This is a genomic window from Bacillus stercoris (genome assembly GCF_029772985.1).
GTDB lineage: Bacteria > Bacillota > Bacilli > Bacillales > Bacillaceae > Bacillus > Bacillus stercoris.
In genome coordinates, this window is the sequence record NZ_CP121861.1 from 163,357 (window position 1) to 186,792 (window position 23,436).

Genomic DNA, 23,436 nt, shown 5'->3' on the forward strand with positions numbered 1-23,436 from the left:
TGGCTGCCACCCTAAAAAGGGTGACAAAACACTACAGGTGTTCTGCAACGACAACTAAATAATAAGATAAACCGGTTTGCTGCTCTTCTAACATTCCTCTATGGAAATCATCTTGCATAAAAAAACGTGTTTGTTTTACGTAATCTTCTTTACTTGTCGGATGCCCGTTCTGATTTAGGAACTTAAGATGATTCATGACATGCTCTTGCACGGAAGGGTCATGATACGTTACACCGTTTCTTAAAAAATCAGCCATCCTATCAAGAAAATGTTTAGCCTCTATTGCCATTTTGTTCATTTCATCGACATTGATTGTATGTGTATCCAATTCAAAATCGTAACGCTCTTTTAAATGCCCATTTTGTTCTGCTAAAGATTGTTTCCATTCTTCAGCGCTTTCAAATCCTTTAAACATTACCTTATGATCCATGTTTTCGCCTTTTCTCGTGTATTCTAAAGATGTATTGACTGTTTGAATGAGACGCTGATACTTTTCAATTTTCTTTTCAAACAGCTTTTTTTGTTTTTCTAATGTACTTGTTCTTTTAGTATCCTCATTTAGTAATGTTTTGATTTCTGATAAAGGAATATCTAATTCTTTGTAAAAAAGGATTTCCTGCAGTCTTTTTAGTTCGGCAGCACCATAGTACCGATATCCGGCTTCGCTTATTTCCTTTGGGGCCAGCAAACCGATTTTGTGGTAATGATAAAGCGTTTTGATTGTGACATTCGCAATATTGGATAGTTCTTTTACTGTTAATTTCACCATCCGACTCCTCCTTTCTTCTTTCACTATGAGGCCTTACCTTTGGTTGGAGTCAAGGATAAAATGGTGGTGTTTTCGTCCGAAGACAGCCTAGTGAATGTGGGAGAAAGAAAATCAAACCAGACGGATTCAAAGAAAAGAGTGCTTTCTGCAAGCACTCTTTATTCCAGTTTAATTCGTTTTACATCCCCTAATACAAACACATAAAAAACCAAGCCTAGCAACAGTACAAAACCGGCTACCAGAAAGCTAAGCGTAAAGGAGCCTGTCACATCAAACAAATACCCTGTCAGTGATGCAGCAATAATGCCTCCGAACAGGTTGTTTGCGAGGTTCACCATAGAGCTCAGCATGGATACGGAACCGATCGGCGCGAGCTCAGCGGAGATGGACCAGCCAACCGGAGCGGTAGCAGAAATTCCAGCGAGCCCGATGGAAATACAAATAATCGCTACGGTAATATTGTTCGTCAGAATGGAGCCCAAAAAGAAAAAGCCGAAGCTCATCCCGACTATGATTACGGTTCGGTACACCTTGGTGTTAGGATAGCCTTTCTTAATAAAATAATCGACGAGCCAGCCGCCGACAGCGATTCCGGAAATGGTTGAGATCAGCCACGGCACTGCTGTAAATAAACCGGACGACATGAGATCCATCCCGTATGTATGTTTAAAGAAAGTCGGAAGCCAGGTGAGAAGCAGATTGAATGTATACCCGTACCCTGTAAATCCGATCATTAAGCCCCATACTTTGCGGTTGGTGAAAAGCTTTTTTAAAAGCGGACCCGTTTTGTAAGGGATTTGCTCTGTATTAATGGTATTGTGTTTTTGAATATAGTTGAGTTCACTTTTGGAAATGCGTTTGTGCCGTTCAGGCTGTTCATAATACTGCCAGAAAAAGATCGTAAACATTACATTGATGCATCCAATCGTCAAAAAGGCGACACGCCAGTCAAACGTTGTGACAAGAAAGGCGACCAATGGCGCTCCGATGACGTTTGAAAACTTGGCGGCTGAATCGAACAGTGAATTTGCCAATCCCCGCTCACTTGGAGGAAACCATAGAGCGGTTGCCTTAGAGGCAGCAGGGAACGCAGAGGCGCTCGTCAGCCCAATGAGAAACCGGAACAGATACAGCAGCAATTTTCCCTGTAAAAAAGCAAGAAGGATCGTTAAAATGCTCCATATTGTCATTCCAACCCTTGTGACCCATGCCACCCCAAATCGGTCCAGCAAACTTCCGACAGGCAGCTGCATCAGTGTATAGGAATAGGTGTAAATGGAAAATACGATGCCGAGTTCAGTTGCAGTAAGGTGAAACGAATCTTGTATCGCAGGTGCCGCTACAGAGATGGCCACTCGGTCAAAATAATTAAGAATAATAATGCCGCTAAGTAACGAAGATATGTACCATCTGGTATGCCCAGGCCGTTTCACACGCTCTTGACTCATGATGAAAACCTCCTCTTTCATAGCATGATCTCCGAATGGAAAAACCATTCAAATTTTAAATACCACAGCGTGCTTTTATGTAAACGGAAGGAATTTGACTGGAATAGATGGGTGCTTTAGAATGAAAGTAATAAAAATGAACACTCCAAAGGGGAGTAGCTTTCACAGCAAAGTCGTCATTACGGGACAAGATGTCCTCGGCTTTGCTGGCAATCTAATTGTTAGCGAGACCTTTGCCAAATCTGATTTGGTGAAGGTCTTTTTGTTTCGGAACTTCACCAAATTGGTGGAGTTTTTTTCATTTTTATCAAAAAGGGAGAGGAGCGTCAGGATGTCTACGTTGAAAAAGTGGCTGAAGCGTGAACTGGTGAGGAAAGGGCTGCCGTTAGCGAAAGAGAAATTGATCCCGATCTTAAAAGAAACAGTGAAGAAGAAACGTTGAGGAGGCTGACAATGAAGATTATTTTGACAGTACTTGCCGGAGTGGGTCTTTTGAGTGCAGGCGGCTGCGGCATGCTTGATCAGGTGAACGACGGATTGAACTATACTGGTGAGGCAGCGGGGTATGTGGAGAAGGTGAAGACATTTGCAGAGGAAGCGCCTGAATTGGCTGAGAAAGCTGTAAATGACACCGAGGCGAAAGAAAACCTTGAAGCGCAGCTTGAGTCGATTCAGAAGGCTGCCGCTGATTTTAATGAGTTAACACCGCCTGATGCTGCAACGGAGATTCATCAAACCATTCAGGAGCATAACGAAACCTTGCAGAAAAGCGCTGAAGAGGTGTTGAAACAAGTGGAGGAAGGCAATGTATCGCTTGAAGATTTGGAGCAGTCAGATCTGATCCAAAACGCAAAGCAAATCACTGATGTGATGGGACAGATTGAAAAGCTTGGTGAATAAGAAAAAGCATCCCGACACGGGATGCTTTTTGATTATTCAGCCATTGCGTCAGTTAAGACAGGAACGACTTGTTTTTTACGGGACACAACGCCTTTTAAGAGAGCTGTGTTGTTTTCTAATGTCACGTTGAACGCTTTTTCCACTTTCGCTGCTTCGTTACCGATTGCAAGAGCAAGTGAATCATTTTCTAAGATATCTGTGATAACAAGAAGGAACAGATCAAGATTCTTCTCAGCCACAACGTTTGAGATCACAGCTTCTAATTCAGCTTGGCGTTTTTTCACATCTTCAATGTCCACTGTGTTTACTTGTGCGATTTCGACTTTCTTGCTGCCGAGTGTAAATTCTTTCGCATCAAGAGAAATGAGCTCTTCCACTGTTTTCTTGCTTAGATCAGCGCCTGCTTTCAGCATGTTCAAGCCGTATTCTTCAGCATCTACGCCAGCGATCTCCGCAAGCTCTTTTGCTGCTGCTACGTCTTGGTCCGTGCAAGTTGGGGATTTGAATAACAGTGAGTCAGAAATGATCGCAGACAGCATCAGGCCGGCAATTTCTTTTTCGATTTTCACGTTATTTTCTTTGTACATTTTGTTTAAGATGGTAGCCGTACAGCCTACAGGCTCAGCACGATAGTAAAGCGGCTCAGCTGTTTCAAAGTTAGCGATGCGGTGATGGTCGATAACCTCTAAAACCTGAACATCTTCAATGTCTTTGATGCTTTGCTGGCGTTCGTTATGGTCAACCAGGATAACGCCGTTTACTTCGTTTGCAGCTGTTTCAACAAGGCGCGGGCTTTCTTGTTTGAAATAGTCAAGCGCGTATTGTGTTTCGCCGTTGACTTGTCCAAGACGGACAGGCTCAGCATTGAAGCCGAGTTTGTTTTTCAAATCAGCATAAGCAATCGCAGAACAAATCGTATCTGTGTCTGGGTTTTGGTGTCCGAAAATAAGTATCTTTTCCATGATAGCTCCTATCCTTTTTTAAGTAGTGTCATCTTTATATAGTTTAACACGTCTTGCTGCAGGTGTAATCATGCAAACCCTTAAAAATTGATGTGAATAAGAAGCATTTTCTTTGAGCTGAGGAGAAAAGCTGTGTAAAATACTGGGTAGCTTAGTTGCAAAATGTAATGTAGTATCAAAAAAGGTACTATTGGAGGGTTATAAATGAGTGAAAAAAAGAATATATACCCGAACAAAGAAGGCTGTCCAGTTGAATTTACGCTAGATGTCATTGGCGGAAAGTGGAAAGGAATTCTTTTTTATCACATGATAGAGGGCAAGAAACGGTTTAATGAGTTTCGGCGAATCTGCCCGAATATTACTCAAAGAATGCTTACTCTTCAGCTGCGGGAGCTGGAAGCGGACGGTATCGTGCATCGTGAGGTTTATCAACAGGTGCCGCCGAAGGTTGAGTATTCTCTGACAGAATTCGGGCGAACACTTGAACCGATTGTTTTGCAAATGAAAGAATGGGGAGAATCCAACAGAGATGTGCTGGAATCTTATCGTACGAACGGCTTGCTGAAGGATCAGCAAAAATAGCAGCAAAGGGAACTCCTTTGCTGCTTGTTTTATTTCATTGAAAGGGCTCTGTTGGCGTTTCTGACGTCATTTTTCAACAGTTCAGAAAGGTTGTAAGACGGATAGTATCCATGCTGATACATGTATCGATAAACTTGGCCGTGCAGCTGGATGGCAGCATTCAGCTGTTTGACCAGTACGTTTCTTAATTGAGGTGTTGCTGTTTCTGTAATGGCGATGGCATAGCTGCGGACAGACGTTTTGGCAAAACCGAGCAGGTCACCGCTGTAAAATGGGTTATCTGCGCGTTCTTCTTCCTCATCCTCTCTGTGCGGAGCCTGTGGAAAGAACGGAAGAAGCTCTCTTACATTTTGCTCAACGGCCTGAATAGACACGTTGTAAAGCTGTTTGAGCTGAGGGTCTTTTACTTCTCTTACCATTTTCTTCAGTTTAATGAGTCCGTTTGATTGAAAAGCAACCAGCTCGTGCATTTCTAGTGTTTCATGCCAAGCCAATGTTCTGCGTTCATCCATGTGAAAATTCTCCTTTATCAATCAGATTCCATATCAGCATATGCCCAACGCCCAATGTTGTTCATGATGTTTTGAAGTTTTTAAAAAGGGAAATTCACCTTATATAGGCTACGGGTTGAGAACATGCACAAAGAGGTGAAATTCAATGTGGGACATGATAAAGAACTTTTTCTTGTTTAGCAGCGGCGTTCTGCAAGCAACAACCCTTTTACTGGTGATCTTAATTTTTATGTATGTCAGAAAAACGAAAAAGAAAAACAAAGAATCTTCTGGCTTTATGGATGATAAACATTAATGGTGATGGGCATTCTTTTCCAAGAATGTCTTTTCCTTTTTTTATGTTTCACATGAAACATTAGCGTCATTTTACTTGCGATTTGGACTTATGTTAAAATATAAAAGTAAAATTTAGAGATGATATAAAAACATTCGGTGCAAAGCGTTTGCAGCGATGAAAAAAGAGCAGTCGTTTATGCTGCTCTTTTCTATTCGTATGTTCAAGATGATACGAGGTGACTAAGTGAAACAAACGAGAGCATTAATGGAAGGTGCTATTTTAATCAGTCTGTTTGCGATCATCACGCTTTTGGTCGTTTATGTTCCTGTGATTGGAACAATTCTGTTATTTGCACTGCCGCTGCCAATGATCCTGTATACGATCAGACATGGATTGAAGTTAGGGATATGGATGGGCGCTGTCAGTCTTCCGGTTGTTTTTATTGTTGGGTCCTTTAACGGACTTATTGTAGCTTTTATGTCAGCTTGCGCCGGCATTGCCATGGGACATTTTTTCAAAAGGAAAGAGCCCGGGCACGCCATTATTTCGGGCGCGCTTATTTATATGCTTAGTATTGTCTTCTATTTTGTGATAAGCATTCAGTTTTTGGGTATCAATATCATTGATGAGGCGATGACACAATACCGGCAATCTCTTGATATTGTAGAAACTGTAGTGAAGCAGTCGGGCAATGCTGAACAGTTTGAGAAGCAATTAAAACTGATGGAAGAACAATTGGGTATCGTTCAATATCTTTTTCCAACAGCTATTGTGATGGTAGGAGCTATTTTTTCTTTCCTCAGTTACCTTATCGCTAAGCCGCTCTTAAGGCGATTCTCCCCCGATATTCCTAATCTAAAGCCTTTTAGAGAGTTGAAGTTTCCGCAAAGTGTTGTAGTGCTGTATTTGATCATTGTCATGCTTTCATTTTTGCCTTTAGAAAAAGGCCAAATGCTGTACTCTATCGCTTTAAATGGGGAGTTTATACTCGGGTTTCTGATTTTTATCCAAGGTTTATCATTTATCTTTTTCTATTGCCATAAGAAACAATATCCGAAGGCTGCGGCTGTGATTGCTGTCGTACTCGGGTTTGTGCATCCGGTATTCATGGCAGTCATTCGCATTTTAGGCGTCTTAGATATGGGCTTTCATATAAGGAATAAGGTGAAGTGAACATGAGTTTTACTCACATGGTGGGGAGTGATAGAAATGCCAAGCTTTTATGAAAAACCGCTGTTTCGGTATCCCATCTATGCATTGATTGCTCTGTCAATCATTACAATCCTCATCAGCTTTTATTTTAACTGGATATTAGGAGCCGTCGAAGTGCTGCTGCTGGCAGTTATTTTGTTTTTTATTAAACGTGCTGATTCTCTTATTCGAAAAGAGATAGATGCTTATATTTCAACGTTATCCTACAGGTTGAAAAAAGTCGGTGAAGAGGCATTGATGGAAATGCCGATCGGAATCATGCTTTTTAATGACCAATATTATATAGAATGGGCAAATCCGTTTCTTTCCTCTTGCTTTAATGAAAGCACTTTAGTGGGGAGATCACTTTACGATACTTGTGAATCGGTAGTGCCGCTGATCAAACAAGAGGTGGAATCGGAAACGGTTTCATTGAATGACCGCAAGTTTAGGGTTGTCATCAAACGGGATGAGCGTCTCTTATACTTCTTTGATGTTACAGAACAAATCCAGATTGAAAAGCTATATGAAAACGAAAGAACCGTGCTGGCCTATATTTTCCTTGATAACTATGATGATGTGACACAAGGATTGGATGACCAGACGAGAAGCACGATGAACAGCCAGGTGACATCTCTGCTGAACGCTTGGGCGCAGGAGTACGGGATCTTCTTGAAACGGACGTCTTCAGAACGCTTTATCGCTGTGCTTAATGAACACATCTTAACTGAACTCGAAAATTCGAAGTTTTCGATTCTTGATGAAGTGCGGGAAAAAACCTCATTTGACGGTGTAGCGCTGACGTTAAGCGTCGGTGTCGGCGCTTCAGTCTCTTCCTTAAAAGAACTTGGCGATTTGGCGCAATCCAGCTTGGACTTAGCACTGGGACGCGGCGGAGACCAGGTAGCCATTAAGCTGCCAAACGGCAAGGTGAAGTTTTACGGAGGTAAAACAAACCCAATGGAGAAACGAACAAGGGTGCGGGCCCGCGTCATTTCTCATGCCTTAAAGGAAATCGTCTCTGAAAGCAGCAATGTGATTATCATGGGGCATAAATTCCCCGACATGGATTCTATCGGCGCAGCGATCGGGATTTTAAAGGTGGCACAGGCAAATAACAAAGATGGCTTTATTGTGATTGACCCAAATCAAATCGGATCAAGTGTGCAGCGTTTGATTGAGGAAATCAAAAAATATGAAGAGCTGTGGTCAAGATTTATTACGCCTGAAGAAGCGATGGAAATTTCTAATGATGACACGCTCCTTGTGATCGTTGATACACATAAGCCGTCACTTGTTATGGAGGAACGGCTGGTCAATAAAATTGAACATATCGTGGTCATCGACCATCACCGCAGGGGTGAGGAGTTTATCAGAGACCCGCTGCTCGTTTATATGGAACCATACGCTTCTTCCACAGCGGAATTGGTGACAGAGCTGCTTGAATATCAGCCGAAGCGCTTAAAAATCAATATGATTGAAGCAACAGCCCTATTAGCTGGTATAATAGTGGATACAAAGAGCTTTTCTCTCCGCACGGGCTCGCGGACTTTTGATGCGGCTTCTTATTTAAGGGCAAAAGGCGCCGATACGGTGCTGGTGCAGAAGTTCCTGAAAGAAACCGTTGATTCGTATATTAAACGGGCGAAGCTGATCCAGCATACGGTCCTCTATAAAGATAACATTGCGATTGCTTCTCTTCCTGAAAATGAAGAGGAATACTTCGATCAAGTCCTGATTGCGCAGGCTGCCGATTCGCTGCTGTCGATGAGTGAGGTTGAGGCTTCATTTGCGGTGGCGAGACGGGATGAACAAACGGTTTGTATCAGTGCGCGGTCACTTGGTGAGGTAAATGTGCAGATCATCATGGAGGCGCTGGAAGGCGGAGGGCATTTAACAAATGCGGCGACGCAGTTGTCCGGCATTTCAGTTTCTGAAGCGCTGGAACGGCTGAAGCACGCCATAGATGAGTATTTTGAGGGAGGCGTACAGAGATGAAGGTTATTTTCTTACAAGATGTAAAAGGAAAAGGAAAAAAAGGTGAAGTCAAAAACGTAGCAGACGGTTATGCGCATAACTTTCTCATTAAAAAAGGCCTCGCGGTTGAAGCGAACGCGTCAAACATCAGCGCGCTAAACGGACAAAAGCAGAAAGAGAAAAAAGAAGCCATTGCCGAGCTTGAGCAGGCTAAGAGCTTGAAAGAGACATTAGAAAAACTGACTGTTGAACTTAGCGCAAAATCAGGTGAAGGCGGCCGTTTATTTGGTTCAGTGACAAGCAAGCAAATCACTGAACAGCTGCAAAAAGACCATAACATTAAAGTAGATAAGCGGAAGCTTGAACTGCCGGACGGCATTCGTGCATTAGGATACACAAACGTGCCTGTGAAGCTGCATCCTGAGGTGCAGGCAGTGTTAAAGGTACATGTAAAAGAAGAAGCTTAATAGAAAAAGAGGCTTGGATTGATCCAAGCCTCTTTTTTATTCCACGAGATAAAGAGTTTGCTGGCTTTCTCCGCCAGGTCCTCCTCCCATGCCTTGCTGAGTGCTGTTTGTGCTGCTGGAGGAACTGCTGTACTCTTCAGACGATATTTCTTTTCCGTTTTTCTTAATCCAGGAAACAAGTTCGCTGTTGCCTGAGTTGTTTTCTGAGAGAAGAAAGTATTTCACTTTGCCTTCTTTGATTAGTTTTTTCAGTTCGGGCACAGTCAAAATGGGATCCGTGCCGTTAAACCCGCCCATTGCCATAACAGCCTCATTTTCGTTAATGATGTATGGCGCAGCCGTTACGGTTGTCAAAGTGGCAAATAAATATTCTTCGCCAGTATTGTGCTTTCTCAGATAGGACAGGAGCCCGCTGTCGACCTCTGAAGAGAACATGTTCCCGCCGTTTGCCGAGCTTTTGAGCTGCGGGCCGGATTCAGGAAGGACGCTGTTGCCTCCGTATAGAAGCGGCGTTGCTGACCAATAGACTGGTGTGAGCAGCAGAATGCACAAGCTGAGGATGGTCAGTTGCTTACTGAACGGATGATTGCGTTTAAGCATCAAAAGTGCAAGGGTGATCCCGAGTCCTAAGAGTCCCAGTACGTACATCCATACACTGCCGATTTGGCTTGTATAAGCACTCAGGATATACACCTGGAACGCGGCTGTGATCAGAACGGCTGCTGGCAGAAGATAGCTGGACCAGTCTTTATTGTTTTTGTATAAGCGGTACATCGAATGCCAGCCGATTCCAGAAAGCGCGGCAATCGGCGGTGCCAGCATAATCAAGTAATACTGGTGGAAGAATCCCGCGATGCTGAAGAAACCAGCCACAGGAACGAGCCATGCCGTCCAGAATAGCGTTTCTTTCATTTCAGCAGCCTGTCCGCGGCGATCACGATACCAGCTGACGATTCCGCCTAGCAATCCGATCAATGCGAATGGAAGCATCCAGCTGATTTGGCCGGAAAGTGCCGATTGGAAGAGACGGAGCGGTCCAGCATCACCGGTGCCGAACATATTCATGCTTTTTCCGCCGCCACCGCCAGGCCCGCCACTTCCAGGTCCGTTGCCACCTGTGGGAGATGTGCCTCCGCCTCCATTGGAAGCGCCGGTTTGTCCGTTAGGCGGCTGAGGCGCCTGTGAATGGGTTCCGAATGATTGATTTCCGTTCTGAGAAAAAGATGAACCATTGCCATTTGGCGCTTGTATGTTGTCTTGATTCTGCATGTTCCCTCCGCCAGCAGCATTCATATCACCCTTTGCCAGGCCCGTAGTTTGCCCAAGCAGACGCTCGGTGCCGTTGTAGCCAAAGGCCAGTTCTAACACAGAGTTGGTCTGGCTGCTTCCGGCATAAGGCCGGCTGGAGGGTGAGGTCGAATCCACTGCAACCGCCCATGAGAGGGAGAGGCCTGTGAGAAGGACAAGAGACAGAATCAGAGATCCGATTTTTTTCTTCAGAGCAACCCGGGAAGCAATCAGGTAGAATATCACAAATGCAGGCAAGACCATAAATGCTTGCATCATCTTCATATTAAAGGCGAGCCCAATTAGGGCAAATGCCGTCAGCAGCCAAACCAGCTTGCCTTGTTTTACTGCCTTAAGCAGGCAAGCTGAACCGAGCAATAAGGTAAAGACAAGCATGCTGTCAATATTGTTTGTCCGGCTGACAGCTGCTGCGATAGGGGTCAGTGCCATGACAAGTGCGGCAATGCGGGCCGCTCCAACTCCAAAGGTCGGTTTGATCATTCTGTAGAGCAGGAACACGGATCCAACTCCGGCGAGAGCCTGAGGAAGGATCACACTCCACGTGTGAACGCCGAAAATCAGTGCGAAAATCGTTTGAACCCATAACACAACAGGCGGCTTATCCACTGTGACAAATCCGGAAGGGTCAAATGACGCATAGAAGAAATTGTGGAAGCTTTGCGTCATGCTTTTCACAGCAGCCAAATAGTACTGGTTTGCTGTGTCATCCTGCCAAATGTTATACATATTCAGAAAAGCCGCTGTAAGCAAAATAAGAATAAGAGCTGCGTCGAATCGTTTGGTTTTCATCGTTTTTCACCTCTTTATAGTGTCTCATTGTAAAAAACAAATATGAAAAACCTATGAATAAATCATAAATATTCAAAGAAAAAAGCGGAGATATCTTCCCCGCTTTTATGCTGAATTTCTTTGTTTTGCTGACTGAAAAATGTATCGATCTCGTCCGGCTCCCTGTCCGGCTGCCCCCATTACGATCAGGGCAGCAATGAGAAGCACAATCGGCATCGTCCATGAATGCGTCTGGTCAAAGAGATAGCCGACAAAGATTGGCCCGACTGCTGCCAGCAGGTAGCCGAATGACTGAGACATGCCTGACAGCGCAGCGGCCTGCTGGGCATTTTCACTGCGGAGACCAATCAAAGTGAGCGCCAGACTAATGCTGGAGCCTTGCCCGATACCGATAATGATCATCCAGATGGCAAGCAATGTATGGCTGCCGCCCGCTAATAATCCGCAGAGGCCGATTAGATAAACTGAGGCCAGCGCCGCAACGATACCGCGCTGCTGTTTCACACGATCAGCTAAAACCGGTGTCAGAAAAGTGGAAGGCAGACTCGCAAATTGCATGAGTGATACCATCCACCCGGCTGTTGCCGTATCAATCCCGTGTGAACGGAGAATTTCAGGAAACCAAGCGATGCTGCTGTAAAATAAAAACGATTGCAGTCCCATAAAGATGGTGACATACCATGCCATTTTGGAAGCCCAAATGGAACTGTTTTGAAGCTTCACTGCCTTGTTTGCTGTATCTCGATGGCGCAGCTGGGGTATCCAGATCAGCAATGCAAGCAAAGCCAGCCCGCCCCATAAGAGAAAGGCTTGTTTCCATCCGCCATTCATCTGGGTCGCTAAAGGAACGCTGACACCTGATGCCAACGCAGCGAATATATTCATTGATGTCGTATACAGGCTGATCATGAGCCCTGGCTTTTCAGGGTATTTATGTTTGATTAAGCTTGGCAAAAGTACATTTCCAATCGCGATTCCGACTCCGATTAGTGCCGTTCCAAAAAACAAAGCGGCAGTATAGCCGATAGAACGAGTCAAAACACCGATCAACAGTACCACGAGACCTAGCCATAAGGTTCGCTCATTTCCGAGGCGCTGTCCAAGCTTAGGCGCAAGCGGAGAAAGAACTGCAAATGAAAGCAGCGGCAGTGCGGTCAAAAACCCGGCTGCCCCATTGGACATGTGCAGCTCTGCCCGGATAGAGCTGATGACCGGACCGACTGAAGTGATCGCGGGCCGTAAGTTAAAGGCGATAAAGATAATGCCGGCGATCAGCCAAAATGATTGGATTTTTTTATTTTGTGGATGTGGCAAAGCAGTTACTCCTTTTTTCTAACATATACATCATATTATCCCGAAGCAGGTAAGCAAGTATGTGAATGAAGGCTATGATTTGTCCTCTTTTTGCAATTCAGCCATTTTGGCCAGCAGAATATGCTGAGGCATATGCATGATCTGTTCAAGCGGCAGATTCAAGGACTCTGCAAGCTTTTGTGCAGTTTCAGCAGAAATTTGCAAAGGTCTCACAAAAGATCCCTCCTCTCTTCTGTCCATTGTACAAGAATCAAATGTGAAATGTAAGAAGATGTAACAAAGGAATAGAGCAATCGAAAAATGCCCGTTATAAATGAGGTAAGGAGGGCTCTTATGCACGCACCGTTGTCCTTATTAAAACAAATGCTGAAGGAACACCAAATAGACACTGAAAAAGCTGTCACATTCGAAGAATACTTAGCAGTGAGACTAAAGCTTCAGGAGCTGATGGGGAAATTTGCTTCGCTCGAGGAGTGGGATCTGTATCAAAAAGCGGCAGATTTGATGATGGACATAGGCATTCAATGGATGAAATAAACCGATAACCGCTAAAAAACCCTCGCTGCAGCGAAGGCTTTCATTCACTAAAATGAGAGTTCCTCTTCCACATTTTTAAACTGGTCATAAATCACAAGCTTTGCCGGACTGTTTTCCTTAGCCACCTGTTTGGCCTTTTCAATGGCGGCGTCTTTAGACGTATACAAAGCTGTCGGCGCCACATTCTCCACCTCAATAAACCAGCCATCCGCATCAACATTCGGTGTAATCGCGTATTTTTTAATCATTTTTCATTCCTCCCTTATGTTTTATTGCATTTTTCCCGCCTTGTTACTGTCCAAAACGATCCAATCTGCTAACTGAAAAAAATAGGAAACAGACAATTTTTCTATTTTTTTTCTGTAGAAATGGTAGAATGGAGGTTGGAGATTTTTTAATGAGAGGACGGTGCTTAGCATGACAGACCTTCTGAATGATCGGCTTCCTCCGCAAAATATAGAAGCCGAACAAGCCGTGTTAGGCGCTATTTTTTTACAGCCGTCTGCTTTAACACTGGCTTCAGAAGTATTGATTCCAGATGATTTTTATAGAATGTCCCACCAAAAAATCTATAATGCGATGCTGGTGCTCGGTGACCGAGGTGAGCCGGTTGATCTGGTGACGGTAACTTCAGAGCTTGCGAACACAGACCTGCTGGAAGAAGTAGGTGGCATTTCATATCTGACAGATATCGCAAACTCGGTGCCGACAGCGGCTAACATAGAATATTACGCGAAAATCGTTGAGGAAAAATCGATTCTTCGCCGATTAATCAGAACCGCGACAACGATTGCTCAAGACGGGTATACCCGTGAAGATGAGGTCGAGGATTTACTCAGTGAAGCGGAAAAAACGATTATGGAAGTGGCACAGCGCAAAAATACGAGTGCCTTCCAAAACATTAAGGACGTCCTTGTCCAAACCTATGATAATATCGAACAGCTTCACAATCGAAAAGGTGATATCACAGGGATTCCAACAGGTTTTACGGAGCTTGACCGGATGACTGCGGGTTTCCAGCGCAACGACTTGATCATTGTGGCTGCCCGTCCGTCAGTGGGGAAAACTGCCTTTGCTTTGAACATCGCACAAAACGTGGCGACCAAGACCGATGAGAGCGTAGCGATTTTCAGTCTTGAGATGGGTGCAGAGCAGCTCGTTATGCGTATGCTCTGTGCCGAGGGAAATATCAATGCCCAGAATCTCCGTACCGGTAACCTTACCGAAGAGGATTGGGGCAAGCTGACGATGGCAATGGGAAGCCTGTCGAACAGCGGGATTTACATCGATGATACACCGGGGATTCGGGTAAGTGAAATCCGCGCCAAGTGCCGCCGCTTGAAGCAGGAAAGCGGGCTTGGCATGATTTTGATCGATTACCTGCAATTGATTCAGGGAAGCGGCCGTTCAAAGGACAACCGTCAGCAGGAAGTATCAGAAATTTCCCGTGAACTGAAGTCGATTGCCAGGGAGCTGCAAGTCCCTGTTATCGCGCTTTCTCAGCTTTCCCGGGGTGTTGAGCAGCGTCAGGATAAACGTCCGATGATGTCTGATATCCGGGAATCAGGAAGTATCGAGCAGGACGCGGATATTGTCGCGTTCCTTTATCGTGATGACTACTATGACAAAGAAACCGAGAATAAAAATATTATCGAAATCATTATCGCCAAACAGCGTAACGGCCCGGTAGGAACCGTGTCTCTTGCGTTCGTAAAAGAATACAACAAATTCGTCAACCTGGAACGGCGTTTTGATGACGCAGGCGTTCCGCCCGGCGCATAAGCCCCAAGAGCTGATCTTGGGGTTTTTTCGTTCGAAAGACGGAAGAAAAACCGTCCGCTCTGTGGATGAAAATTTGAAAGCGTTTTAATAAAATGGTGCAAAAAGGAGATGGTATCAATATGGGAAACCGTTTTTCATCTTTTCACGCAGCACAAATCCGAATTGCGCGTCCTACAGGCCAGCTTGATGAGATTGTTCGTTTTTACGAAGAGGGACTGGGCTTGAAACGAATAGGTGAATTTTCACAGCATAACGGGTATGACGGTGTCATGTTCGGCCTTCCTCATGCCGATTATCATTTGGAATTCACTCAGTTTGATGGGGAAAGTGGCGCCCCAGTTCCCCATCCCGACAGCCTCCTCGTTTTTTATGTGCCGGATGCAGGTGAACTGAAAGCGATCACTTCAAAGCTGAAGCACATGGGCTATCAAGAGGTTGAATCAGAGAATCCTTACTGGAGCCATGGAGGCGTGACAATAGAGGATCCGGACGGCTGGCGAATCGTTTTTATGAACACAAAAGGGCTATCAGGCAAGTAATTCTTTTTCATGCTAAAGGATGAAAGTTTCACAAGCTTTTTATGACAAAATGGTGAGAAAACGCTTATAAAACGAATGAAAGCGAACGAATATAGATTTACAATAATTTAATGTTCGGATTTACAATTGACTTTCTGTTTCTTCACTGATAAACTTGATTTGTTTGAATAGAATCGTTTTGAAAGGTTAACGGAGGTGCACGGACATGTCTTCAGTAGTTGTAGTAGGTACGCAATGGGGCGATGAAGGAAAAGGTAAAATCACAGATTTCCTATCAGAAAATGCAGAAGTGATCGCCCGTTATCAAGGCGGAAATAACGCAGGGCATACAATCAAGTTTGACGGAATCACATACAAACTTCACTTAATCCCGTCTGGAATTTTTTATAAGGATAAAACGTGTGTCATCGGAAACGGAATGGTTGTAGATCCGAAAGCATTAGTCACAGAGCTTGCGTATCTTCATGAACGCAACGTCAGTACAGATAACCTGAGAATCAGCAACAGAGCTCACGTCATTCTGCCGTATCATTTGAAATTGGATGAAGTGGAAGAAGAGCGTAAAGGGGCTAACAAGATCGGTACAACAAAAAAAGGAATCGGCCCTGCTTACATGGATAAAGCAGCCCGCATCGGAATTCGCATCGCGGATCTGTTAGACCGTGACGCGTTTGCGGAAAAGCTTGAACGCAATCTGGAAGAAAAAAACCGTCTGCTTGAGAAAATGTACGAGACAGAAGGGTTTAAAATTGAGGATATCTTAGACGAATATTATGAGTACGGCCAGCAGATCAAACAATACGTTTGCGATACATCTGTTGTCTTAAACGATGCTCTTGATGAAGGGCGCCGTGTATTATTTGAAGGCGCACAAGGGGTTATGCTTGATATCGACCAAGGAACATACCCGTTTGTTACGTCATCTAACCCGGTTGCCGGCGGTGTCACGATCGGTTCTGGTGTCGGCCCGACCAAAATTCAGCACGTTGTCGGTGTATCAAAAGCATATACGACTCGTGTCGGAGACGGTCCTTTCCCGACTGAGCTGAAAGATGAAATCGGTGATCAAATCCGTGAAGTCGGACGCGAATATGGAACAACAACAGGCCGCCCGCGCCGCGTCGGCTGGTTTGACAGCGTCGTTGTCCGCCACGCCCGCCGTGTGAGCGGAATTACAGATCTTTCTCTGAACTCAATTGACGTCTTAACAGGAATTGAAACGTTGAAAATCTGTGTGGCGTACCGCTACAAAGGCGAAATCATTGAAGAATTCCCAGCAAGTCTTAAAGCACTTGCTGAATGTGAGCCGGTTTATGAAGAAATGCCAGGCTGGACTGAGGATATTACAGGTGCGAAGAGCTTGAGCGAGCTTCCGGAAAATGCGCGCCATTATCTTGAGCGTGTGTCTCAGCTGACAGGCATTCCGCTTTCTATTTTCTCTGTCGGTCCAGACCGTTCACAAACAAATGTCCTTCGCAGTGTATACCGTGCGAACTAAATAGAATATGCCTGCAAGCCCCTATATCTGGGGCTTGTTTTTTGTTTGAAAGCCGCATATAAGTTGGTCTGAGAAAAAAATATGAAAAAAAACCAAAAAAGTTATTGCCACTTCTATTTGTTCGTGATATTATAAATCTCGTTGTTACGGAAACTGCTTCAATAGAGTACGAGATAAGAACTAGATCTAAGTCGTTTGCTCTATAGAAATTCCGACATCTTTAAGAGCCATTAGCTCAGTTGGTAGAGCATCTGACTTTTAATCAGAGGGTCGAAGGTTCGAGTCCTTCATGGCTCACCATTTCGTGAAGGCCCGTTGGTCAAGCGGTTAAGACACCGCCCTTTCACGGCGGTAACACGGGTTCGAATCCCGTACGGGTCATTGATTTACTTTAGCGTTATTGCTAAATTCCTTATTTGTCTGTGAGAGCTGACACGACAGCTCTCCGGGCAATTACTGTAAGGTCCGGTAGTTCAGTTGGTTAGAATGCCTGCCTGTCACGCAGGAGGTCGCGGGTTCGAGTCCCGTCCGGACCGCCATTTTACTTTACTTAGTAGAGAAAAATAAAACATTTGGCTCGGTAGCTCAGTTGGTAGAGCAACGGACTGAAAATCCGTGTGTCGGCGGTTCGATTCCGTCCCGAGCCACTTACCAAACGCATCTGCAATCGTAGGTGCGTTTTTTCTTATAGGAAAAAGGCAAACATGAGGAATGTTATAATAGAAGAAAAAGGGAGAACCGGCCCTGCGGCCGGTTCAAAGAAGAAGACGTCATTGATAAAGACGCACTCCTGTGAGGGGAGGTTTCAATAAAGTTATCTTTTTTAAAAAAAGTTGACCAGCATGACAAAAGATAAACAATGGGCGGATAAAGGTGAAATGTGTGTTTTTTTTCTAAACCTTTATTTTTTTTATCTTTTGCCCTTAAACCGTTATAATAGACAAGGACCCATTCTTTACATGGGCCTTAAGTGACGAAACGAATGAGATATAGATGAAATGAAGTCATTCGGCAGGAGGAAAATCAAAATGATGGATAAAAAGATCCTTGTAGTAGATGATGAAAAACCGATTGCAGATATATTGGAATTTAACTTAAGAAAAGAAGGCTATGAGGTGCACTGTGCCCACGACGGAAACGAAGCCGTTGAAATGGTAGAAGAGCTTCAGCCTGATTTAATTCTTTTAGATATTATGCTCCCTAATAAAGACGGCGTTGAAGTATGCCGTGAAGTCAGAAAGAAATACGATATGCCAATCATTATGCTGACGGCTAAGGATTCAGAAATTGACAAGGTTATCGGACTCGAAATCGGTGCTGATGACTATGTCACAAAACCATTCAGCACACGCGAGCTTCTGGCGCGTGTAAAAGCGAATCTGCGCCGCCAGCTGACAACAGCGCCTGCGGAGGAAGAGCCTTCCTCTAACGAGATTCATATCGGCTCTCTCGTCATCTTCCCTGACGCGTACGTTGTATCAAAACGAGATGAAACAATCGAATTGACTCATCGTGAGTTCGAATTGCTTCATTATTTAGCAAAACATATCGGACAAGTGATGACCCGTGAACACTTGCTTCAAACCGTTTGGGGCTATGATTACTTCGGCGATGTCAGAACGGTTGACGTAACAGTCCGCCGGCTTCGTGAGAAAATTGAGGACAACCCGAGCCATCCAAATTGGATCGTCACACGCCGCGGTGTAGGTTATTACTTGAGAAACCCAGAACAGGACTAATGCCCATATGAATAAGGTTGGTTTTTTTCGGTCGATCCAATTTAAGATTACCTTGATTTATGTGCTTTTGATCATCATTGCTATGCAAATCATTGGTGTGTATTTTGTCAATCAGGTAGAGAAGTCGCTGATCAGCTCTTATGAACAATCGCTGAATCAGCGAATCGACAACCTTTCTTATTATATCGAACAAGAATATAAGAGCGATAACGACAGCACTGTCATAAAGGATGACGTCAGCCGTATCCTGAGTGATTTCACGAAAAGTGATGAGGTTCGGGAAATTAGTTTTGTAGATAAAAGCTATGAAGTGGTCGGTTCTTCAAAGCCGTATGGTGAAGAAGTGGCAGGGAAACAAACGACCGATCTGATTTTTAAGAGGATTTTTTCTACCAAACAGTCGTATTTAAGAAAATATTATGATCCGAAAAGCAAAATCAGAGTTCTTATTTCCGCGAAGCCCGTCATGACTGAAAACCAAGAGGTTGTCGGCGCGATCTATGTTGTCGCGAGTATGGAAGATGTCTTTAATCAAATGAAGACAATCAACACGATTCTGGCGTCCGGCACAGGTTTGGCACTCGTTTTGACGGCTCTTCTCGGTATTTTTCTGGCAAGAACCATTACCCACCCGCTTTCAGATATGCGAAAGCAGGCGATGGAGCTTGCGAAAGGGAATTTCTCAAGGAAGGTTAAAAAGTACGGGCATGATGAAATTGGTCAGCTCGCCACAACGTTTAACCACTTAACGAGAGAACTTGAAGATGCTCAGGCGATGACTGAAGGGGAACGAAGAAAGCTAGCCTCTGTTATTGCCTATATGACAGACGGCGTTATCGCTACAAACCGAAACGGAGCAATTATTCTCCTAAACAGTCCGGCGCTGGAGCTGTTGAACGTTTCACGTGAAACAGCCTTAGAAATGCCGATTACAAGCTTGCTGGGGCTTCAAGAGAATTATACTTTTGAAGATTTGGTGGAGCAGCAGGATTCTATGCTGCTTGAAATTGAGCGCGATGATCAATTAACGGTGCTTCGCGTGAATTTCTCTGTGATTCAAAGGGAACACGGCAAAATTGATGGTTTAATCGCTGTCATTTATGATGTAACCGAACAAGAGAAAATGGATCAGGAACGCAGAGAATTTGTTGCGAATGTATCACATGAGCTGCGGACGCCGCTCACGACAATGCGCAGCTATTTAGAAGCGTTAGCTGAAGGCGCGTGGGAAAATAAAGACATTGCTCCGCGCTTCTTGATGGTGACGCAAAATGAAACAGAGCGTATGATCCGGCTGGTCAATGATCTGCTTCAGCTGTCGAAATTTGACAGTAAAGATTATCAATTTAACCGGGAATGGATTCAGATTGTCCGGTTTATGTCGCTTATTATTGACCGTTTTGAAATGACAAAAGAGCAGCATGTGGAGTTTATCCGCAATCTGCCGGACAGAAACCTGTACGTCGAGATTGACCAGGATAAAATTACGCAGGTGCTCGATAATATTATTTCTAACGCATTAAAATACTCACCCGAAGGCGGACATGTCACGTTCTCTATTGATGTCAATGAAGAGGAAGAACTGCTCTATATCAGCGTGAAGGATGAAGGGATCGGAATTCCGAAAAAAGATGTCGAAAAAGTCTTTGACCGCTTCTACAGGGTGGATAAAGCAAGAACGAGAAAGCTTGGCGGCACCGGCCTGGGGTTGGCGATTGCCAAGGAAATGGTACAGGCGCACGGCGGAGATATTTGGGCGGACAGCATAGAAGGAAAAGGCACGACGATTACATTTACTCTTCCATATAAAGAGGAGCAAGAGGATGATTGGGATGAAGCGTGAAAATATAAAAACGATATTACTTACCGTACTCGTCGTCATCAGTCTTGTTTTTACATGGGGGATATGGACGTTCCAGCCAAACTTTTCTGAAGGCTCATCCTCAACAGAGTCTACTGTGCGTGAGAAACATAAAATCGAAAAAACGACCCAAAAGCTGTCTGAAACGGTAAGGCCGAGAGACATGTTTATCCATGATGACGGCGCTCATTACAAAGTGGATGACAATACCCTCTATGAAGAAATCTGGTCTGACTTGCCGCATTGGGATGTAAAAGGAATTAAAGATATTTCGGATCAGTATGACAAGTCTGGATTCAAGAGCTGGTTTTATGGTATAGGCGGTTCTGAAGCCAAGCTTGATTTGCAATTCAGCGATACGATCCCGATTGATATTTTCCAAACGCTGTTTAAATGGTCTAATCAGTCGTTTGAATACAGTTCGTTTGATCATATTCTGATCCCGTTCAATGAAACAAAAGCGAACAAGAAAATCTATTTGGTGTCTTACAGCAAACAGCTCATTCTTGAAGTGACGGTTGAGTCGGCAAACTACCGGAACATTATGAACGACTTGAAAAACAGGCAATCAAATATGCCGGCGTTCAGTTTGTTCTCCATTGGCTCAAAGAAAGAGTTCTTGCTGCCAAACAAACCGCTTACAATGGACAAAAAAGAATTTGTCACTGAATCGATTAAAACAAATACCTTTAAGCAGGCTTTGTTTAGCGATCCGAGCATTGTAAGGGAAGATTCGAATTACAACAACAGAAATGTACTGACAGATGGGATCAGCCGTTTAGATGTGAATCTTAGCCAGCGCCAGGTGCAATTCCAGCAGCGCAATTTGGTGCAGAGCACATCCTATCAAACGGGAGAATTAATCAAAAAGAGCCAAAAATACCTTGAGGATACCGGAAGCTGGACGGATCACTATCAATTTTTCAGTATCAATGACAGCCAGCAGCTGAGCTTCTATATCTTTATGGATCAGCTCCCGGTCATTAACAGCACCGCCAAACCTTTCGGAGCGACCTCAGCGATTACGGTGCAATGGGCGAATGATGACATTCTCAGCTATAAGCGGCCGAATTACAGTCTCGGAACGAATCCGATTAAAACAAGTGAAACAGAGCTGATGAGCGGCAGTGAAGTGAAGATGCTGCTTTCGAGACAAACCGCTTATGATACGGACAAAATTGATCAGATCTTCCTTGCTTATCAATTGGTATCCACATCAACCAACGATGATCCTCTCGTTGAACTGGAACCGGTTTGGGCGATGAAAGTAAATGGAAAAATTGTGCCGATTACAAAGGACTTATTGAAAAAGGAGGAGGCTAACAGTGGAGTGGAATAAGACAAAATCAATCTTCATCGTTGCCTTCCTCATTTTAGATATTTTCTTAGGCTATCAGTTTTTTCAAAAATGGCAGGCTACCGGCAAGGAATATGAAGTCATTAAAAATGATGTCGAGCACGACATGAGGGCCGATCATATCACGTATGAAGGCTTGAATAAGGAAGCGACAGAAGGCTATCGGATCACAGCAAATCAAAAAGCCTTCACCAAGGAGGAAATTGAGGCGCTGAAGGACCAAAAGCCTTTGATGGACATGCCTAGTGATGATCATAAAGTAACGAGCCTGAAAATGAAGTTTGCAAATCCAATTGCCCTGTCAAAGAAGAATATCGAGGACGATGCGCAGGCACTTGTTTCTTCGAAGATTCAAGATGGCGAAAAATATAAGCTTTGGAAGGTTGATAAATCGAAGAAAGAAATTATTTTCTTCCAAACGTACGAAGGCCATTATATTTACCAAAAGACCGATAATCCCTCTAATATGATCGGGCAAGTGGTATTGCACTTAAACGGTAAAAACGAGGTTGTGTCGTACGACCAGACAACGCTTGAGACCTTCAAGCAAATCCAGAAAGAAAGCTTAATTACTGAAATGGATGCGGTTGAGCTGTTGTACTATCAAAATCAATTAAAAGAATACAGCACTGTGAAGAGCTGTAAATTCGGCTATGTAGCACAATATCCGCTGACAAGTACGCAGGTGCTGGCGCCGGTATGGAGAATTACAGTCGAGTACGATAAAAAAGTGAACGGCGAGAAAAAGACAGTACAAGAGTATTTTACTGTGAATGCTTTGGAGAGTACGATTTTAGATACAGATCAATGAAAATAATGGAGTGAGACAGACATGAGCTTGCAATTTAGCGTACTTGCGAGCGGGAGTACGGGAAATGCGTTTTACCTTGAAACAGAGGATCACGCATTTTTAGTGGACGCCGGTTTGAGCGGGAAAGCGATGGATGGGCTGATGGCGCAGATCGGGCGTAAGCTGGATGATGTAGACGGCATTTTTGTGACGCATGAGCATAGTGACCATATTAAGGGCCTTGGTGTGGTCGCCAGAAAGTACAAGCTTCCGATCTATGCGAATGAGAAGACTTGGAAAGCGATGGAGAATCAAATCGGGAAAATTGACACCGATCAAAAGTTTGTATTTCCGATGGAAACAGTGAAGTCGTTCGGCGGACTTGATGTTGAATCGTTTGGCGTTTCCCACGATGCGGCCGAGCCGATGTTTTATGTGTTCCATTATAACGGCCGAAAGCTCGCGTTAATGACAGATACGGGATATGTCAGCGACCGGATGAAAGGCATTATCCGTTCTGCGAATGTGTTTGTGTTTGAAAGCAATCATGATGTCGGCATGCTGCAAATGGGAAGATACCCGTGGAGCATTAAGCGGCGGATTTTAAGTGACGTCGGGCACGTTTCAAATGAAGATGCTGCCCTGGCGATGACGGATGTCATTGGCGATGAGACGTCTCGTATTTACCTGGCGCACTTAAGCCAGGACAACAACATGAAGGAGCTGGCAAGGATGTCTGTACAGCAGACATTGGCTTCTAAAGGATTTGTGACGGGTGAGACATTTGACTTATATGACACCGATCCGAAGAAGGCCACTCCGCTTTGCGCTGTATAA

The 23,436-nt window shown here is 44.3% G+C and carries 24 protein-coding genes and 4 tRNA genes; 20 read left to right on the forward strand and 8 right to left on the reverse strand.

Annotated elements, in window-relative coordinates:
• Positions 1 to 31 precede the first annotated feature (31 nt).
• Together QA442_RS00900 and QA442_RS00905 are read right to left on the reverse strand one after the other, a co-directional pair.
• Positions 32 to 769, reverse strand: a complete 738-nt coding sequence (locus QA442_RS00900) for a MerR family transcriptional regulator (protein WP_095430975.1) — start codon at positions 767 to 769, stop codon at positions 32 to 34.
• Between the two features lie 158 nt (positions 770 to 927).
• The gene (locus tag QA442_RS00905) at positions 928 to 2,238 is read right to left on the reverse strand and encodes an MFS transporter (protein WP_095430976.1); all 1,311 of its coding nucleotides are present in this window, start codon (positions 2,236 to 2,238) and stop codon (positions 928 to 930) included.
• 100 nt (positions 2,239 to 2,338) lie between these two features.
• Between QA442_RS00905 and QA442_RS22135 the strand changes: the two genes are divergently transcribed.
• Together QA442_RS22135 and QA442_RS00910 are read left to right on the forward strand one after the other, a co-directional pair.
• On the forward strand, positions 2,339 to 2,659 hold the full coding sequence (locus tag QA442_RS22135) for a hypothetical protein (protein WP_040081162.1): 321 nt from the start codon (positions 2,339 to 2,341) through the stop codon (positions 2,657 to 2,659).
• Positions 2,660 to 2,670: 11 nt separating this feature from the next.
• On the forward strand, positions 2,671 to 3,117 hold the full coding sequence (locus QA442_RS00910) for a DUF6376 family protein (RefSeq protein WP_095430977.1): 447 nt from the start codon (positions 2,671 to 2,673) through the stop codon (positions 3,115 to 3,117).
• A gap of 32 nt (positions 3,118 to 3,149) precedes the next feature.
• Here QA442_RS00910 and QA442_RS00915 read toward each other — a convergent pair whose 3' ends face one another.
• Positions 3,150 to 4,079 carry a manganese-dependent inorganic pyrophosphatase gene (locus QA442_RS00915; RefSeq protein ID WP_014666106.1) on the reverse strand — a complete coding sequence of 310 codons (930 nt, stop codon included), beginning with the start codon at positions 4,077 to 4,079 and terminating at the stop codon, positions 3,150 to 3,152.
• Positions 4,080 to 4,283: 204 nt separating this feature from the next.
• Between QA442_RS00915 and hypR the strand changes: the two genes are divergently transcribed.
• Entirely contained in the window at positions 4,284 to 4,661 is a 378-nt protein-coding gene (gene hypR, locus QA442_RS00920) for a transcriptional regulator HypR (RefSeq protein WP_014666105.1), read from the forward strand.
• Between the two features lie 29 nt (positions 4,662 to 4,690).
• Here hypR and cotF read toward each other — a convergent pair whose 3' ends face one another.
• Positions 4,691 to 5,173, reverse strand: a complete 483-nt coding sequence (gene cotF / locus QA442_RS00925; RefSeq protein ID WP_069838304.1) for a spore coat protein CotF — start codon at positions 5,171 to 5,173, stop codon at positions 4,691 to 4,693.
• Between the two features lie 145 nt (positions 5,174 to 5,318).
• On the opposite strand from cotF, the gene QA442_RS00930 reads away from it, so the two are divergent.
• The 4 genes from QA442_RS00930 to rplI all read left to right on the forward strand — a co-directional run bounded on the left by QA442_RS00930 (position 5,319) and on the right by rplI (position 9,085).
• A complete protein-coding gene (locus tag QA442_RS00930; RefSeq protein WP_003226909.1) occupies positions 5,319 to 5,468 on the forward strand; it encodes a hypothetical protein in 150 nt (49 codons plus the stop codon).
• A 225-nt stretch (positions 5,469 to 5,693) separates the two neighbouring features.
• Positions 5,694 to 6,623 (forward strand): YybS family protein, encoded by a 930-nt coding sequence (locus tag QA442_RS00935; RefSeq protein WP_095430978.1) that lies wholly within the window; start codon positions 5,694 to 5,696, stop codon positions 6,621 to 6,623.
• Positions 6,624 to 6,659: 36 nt separating this feature from the next.
• Complete coding sequence (gdpP, locus tag QA442_RS00940; protein WP_040081167.1) at positions 6,660 to 8,639, forward strand: cyclic-di-AMP phosphodiesterase GdpP; 1,980 nt, start codon at positions 6,660 to 6,662, stop codon at positions 8,637 to 8,639.
• Positions 8,636 to 9,085, forward strand: coding sequence for a 50S ribosomal protein L9 (rplI, locus tag QA442_RS00945; RefSeq protein WP_003226915.1), 450 nt, complete (start codon positions 8,636 to 8,638; stop codon positions 9,083 to 9,085). The genes gdpP and rplI overlap by 4 nt, the downstream gene beginning before the upstream one ends.
• A 36-nt stretch (positions 9,086 to 9,121) precedes the next feature.
• On the opposite strand, the gene QA442_RS00950 is transcribed toward rplI, so the two are convergent.
• The 3 genes from QA442_RS00950 to QA442_RS00960 all read right to left on the reverse strand — a co-directional run bounded on the left by QA442_RS00950 (position 9,122) and on the right by QA442_RS00960 (position 12,709).
• Positions 9,122 to 11,182, reverse strand: coding sequence for an ArnT family glycosyltransferase (locus QA442_RS00950; protein WP_095430979.1), 2,061 nt, complete (start codon positions 11,180 to 11,182; stop codon positions 9,122 to 9,124).
• A gap of 105 nt (positions 11,183 to 11,287) precedes the next feature.
• Positions 11,288 to 12,496 carry a CynX/NimT family MFS transporter gene (locus QA442_RS00955; protein ID WP_095430980.1) on the reverse strand — a complete coding sequence of 403 codons (1,209 nt, stop codon included), beginning with the start codon at positions 12,494 to 12,496 and terminating at the stop codon, positions 11,288 to 11,290.
• A 72-nt stretch (positions 12,497 to 12,568) separates the two neighbouring features.
• A complete protein-coding gene (locus QA442_RS00960; protein WP_003242786.1) occupies positions 12,569 to 12,709 on the reverse strand; it encodes a YycC family protein in 141 nt (46 codons plus the stop codon).
• Positions 12,710 to 12,829: 120 nt separating this feature from the next.
• Here QA442_RS00960 and QA442_RS00965 point away from each other — a divergent pair, with 120 nt between their 5' ends.
• Positions 12,830 to 13,033, forward strand: a complete 204-nt coding sequence (locus QA442_RS00965) for a hypothetical protein (RefSeq protein ID WP_014666096.1) — start codon at positions 12,830 to 12,832, stop codon at positions 13,031 to 13,033.
• Between the two features lie 47 nt (positions 13,034 to 13,080).
• Here the strand turns inward: QA442_RS00965 and QA442_RS00970 are convergent, their stop codons facing one another.
• Positions 13,081 to 13,281 carry a DUF2188 domain-containing protein gene (locus QA442_RS00970; protein WP_014666095.1) on the reverse strand — a complete coding sequence of 67 codons (201 nt, stop codon included), beginning with the start codon at positions 13,279 to 13,281 and terminating at the stop codon, positions 13,081 to 13,083.
• A gap of 169 nt (positions 13,282 to 13,450) precedes the next feature.
• Here QA442_RS00970 and dnaB point away from each other — a divergent pair, with 169 nt between their 5' ends.
• From dnaB to QA442_RS01030, 12 genes are all read left to right on the forward strand, one after another.
• A complete protein-coding gene (dnaB, locus tag QA442_RS00975; protein ID WP_003226923.1) occupies positions 13,451 to 14,815 on the forward strand; it encodes a replicative DNA helicase in 1,365 nt (454 codons plus the stop codon).
• Positions 14,816 to 14,934: 119 nt separating this feature from the next.
• Positions 14,935 to 15,354: a VOC family protein gene (locus tag QA442_RS00980; RefSeq protein ID WP_095430981.1), complete on the forward strand. Its 420-nt coding sequence runs from the start codon at positions 14,935 to 14,937 to the stop codon at positions 15,352 to 15,354.
• Between the two features lie 205 nt (positions 15,355 to 15,559).
• Positions 15,560 to 16,852, forward strand: coding sequence for an adenylosuccinate synthase (purA, locus tag QA442_RS00985; RefSeq protein ID WP_014666093.1), 1,293 nt, complete (start codon positions 15,560 to 15,562; stop codon positions 16,850 to 16,852).
• Between the two features lie 224 nt (positions 16,853 to 17,076).
• Positions 17,077 to 17,152 (forward strand) — tRNA-Lys (locus QA442_RS00990).
• 9 nt (positions 17,153 to 17,161) lie between these two features.
• Positions 17,162 to 17,233, forward strand: a tRNA-Glu gene (locus QA442_RS00995).
• Between the two features lie 81 nt (positions 17,234 to 17,314).
• Positions 17,315 to 17,391: transfer RNA gene (locus QA442_RS01000), tRNA-Asp, on the forward strand.
• A 35-nt stretch (positions 17,392 to 17,426) separates the two neighbouring features.
• A tRNA-Phe gene (locus QA442_RS01005) sits at positions 17,427 to 17,499 on the forward strand.
• A 384-nt stretch (positions 17,500 to 17,883) separates the two neighbouring features.
• Positions 17,884 to 18,591, forward strand: coding sequence for a cell wall metabolism DNA-binding response regulator WalR (walR, locus tag QA442_RS01010; RefSeq protein WP_003244363.1), 708 nt, complete (start codon positions 17,884 to 17,886; stop codon positions 18,589 to 18,591).
• Positions 18,592 to 18,598: 7 nt separating this feature from the next.
• Positions 18,599 to 20,434 carry a cell wall metabolism sensor histidine kinase WalK gene (walK, locus tag QA442_RS01015; protein ID WP_014666092.1) on the forward strand — a complete coding sequence of 612 codons (1,836 nt, stop codon included), beginning with the start codon at positions 18,599 to 18,601 and terminating at the stop codon, positions 20,432 to 20,434.
• Positions 20,424 to 21,791, forward strand: coding sequence for a WalRK two-component regulatory system regulator WalH (gene walH, locus QA442_RS01020; RefSeq protein ID WP_095431142.1), 1,368 nt, complete (start codon positions 20,424 to 20,426; stop codon positions 21,789 to 21,791). The genes walK and walH overlap by 11 nt, the downstream gene beginning before the upstream one ends.
• Positions 21,778 to 22,620: a WalRK two-component regulatory system regulator WalI gene (gene walI / locus QA442_RS01025; RefSeq protein ID WP_014666090.1), complete on the forward strand. Its 843-nt coding sequence runs from the start codon at positions 21,778 to 21,780 to the stop codon at positions 22,618 to 22,620. The genes walH and walI overlap by 14 nt, the downstream gene beginning before the upstream one ends.
• Positions 22,621 to 22,641: 21 nt before the next feature.
• Positions 22,642 to 23,436 (forward strand): MBL fold metallo-hydrolase, encoded by a 795-nt coding sequence (locus QA442_RS01030; RefSeq protein ID WP_003226939.1) that lies wholly within the window; start codon positions 22,642 to 22,644, stop codon positions 23,434 to 23,436.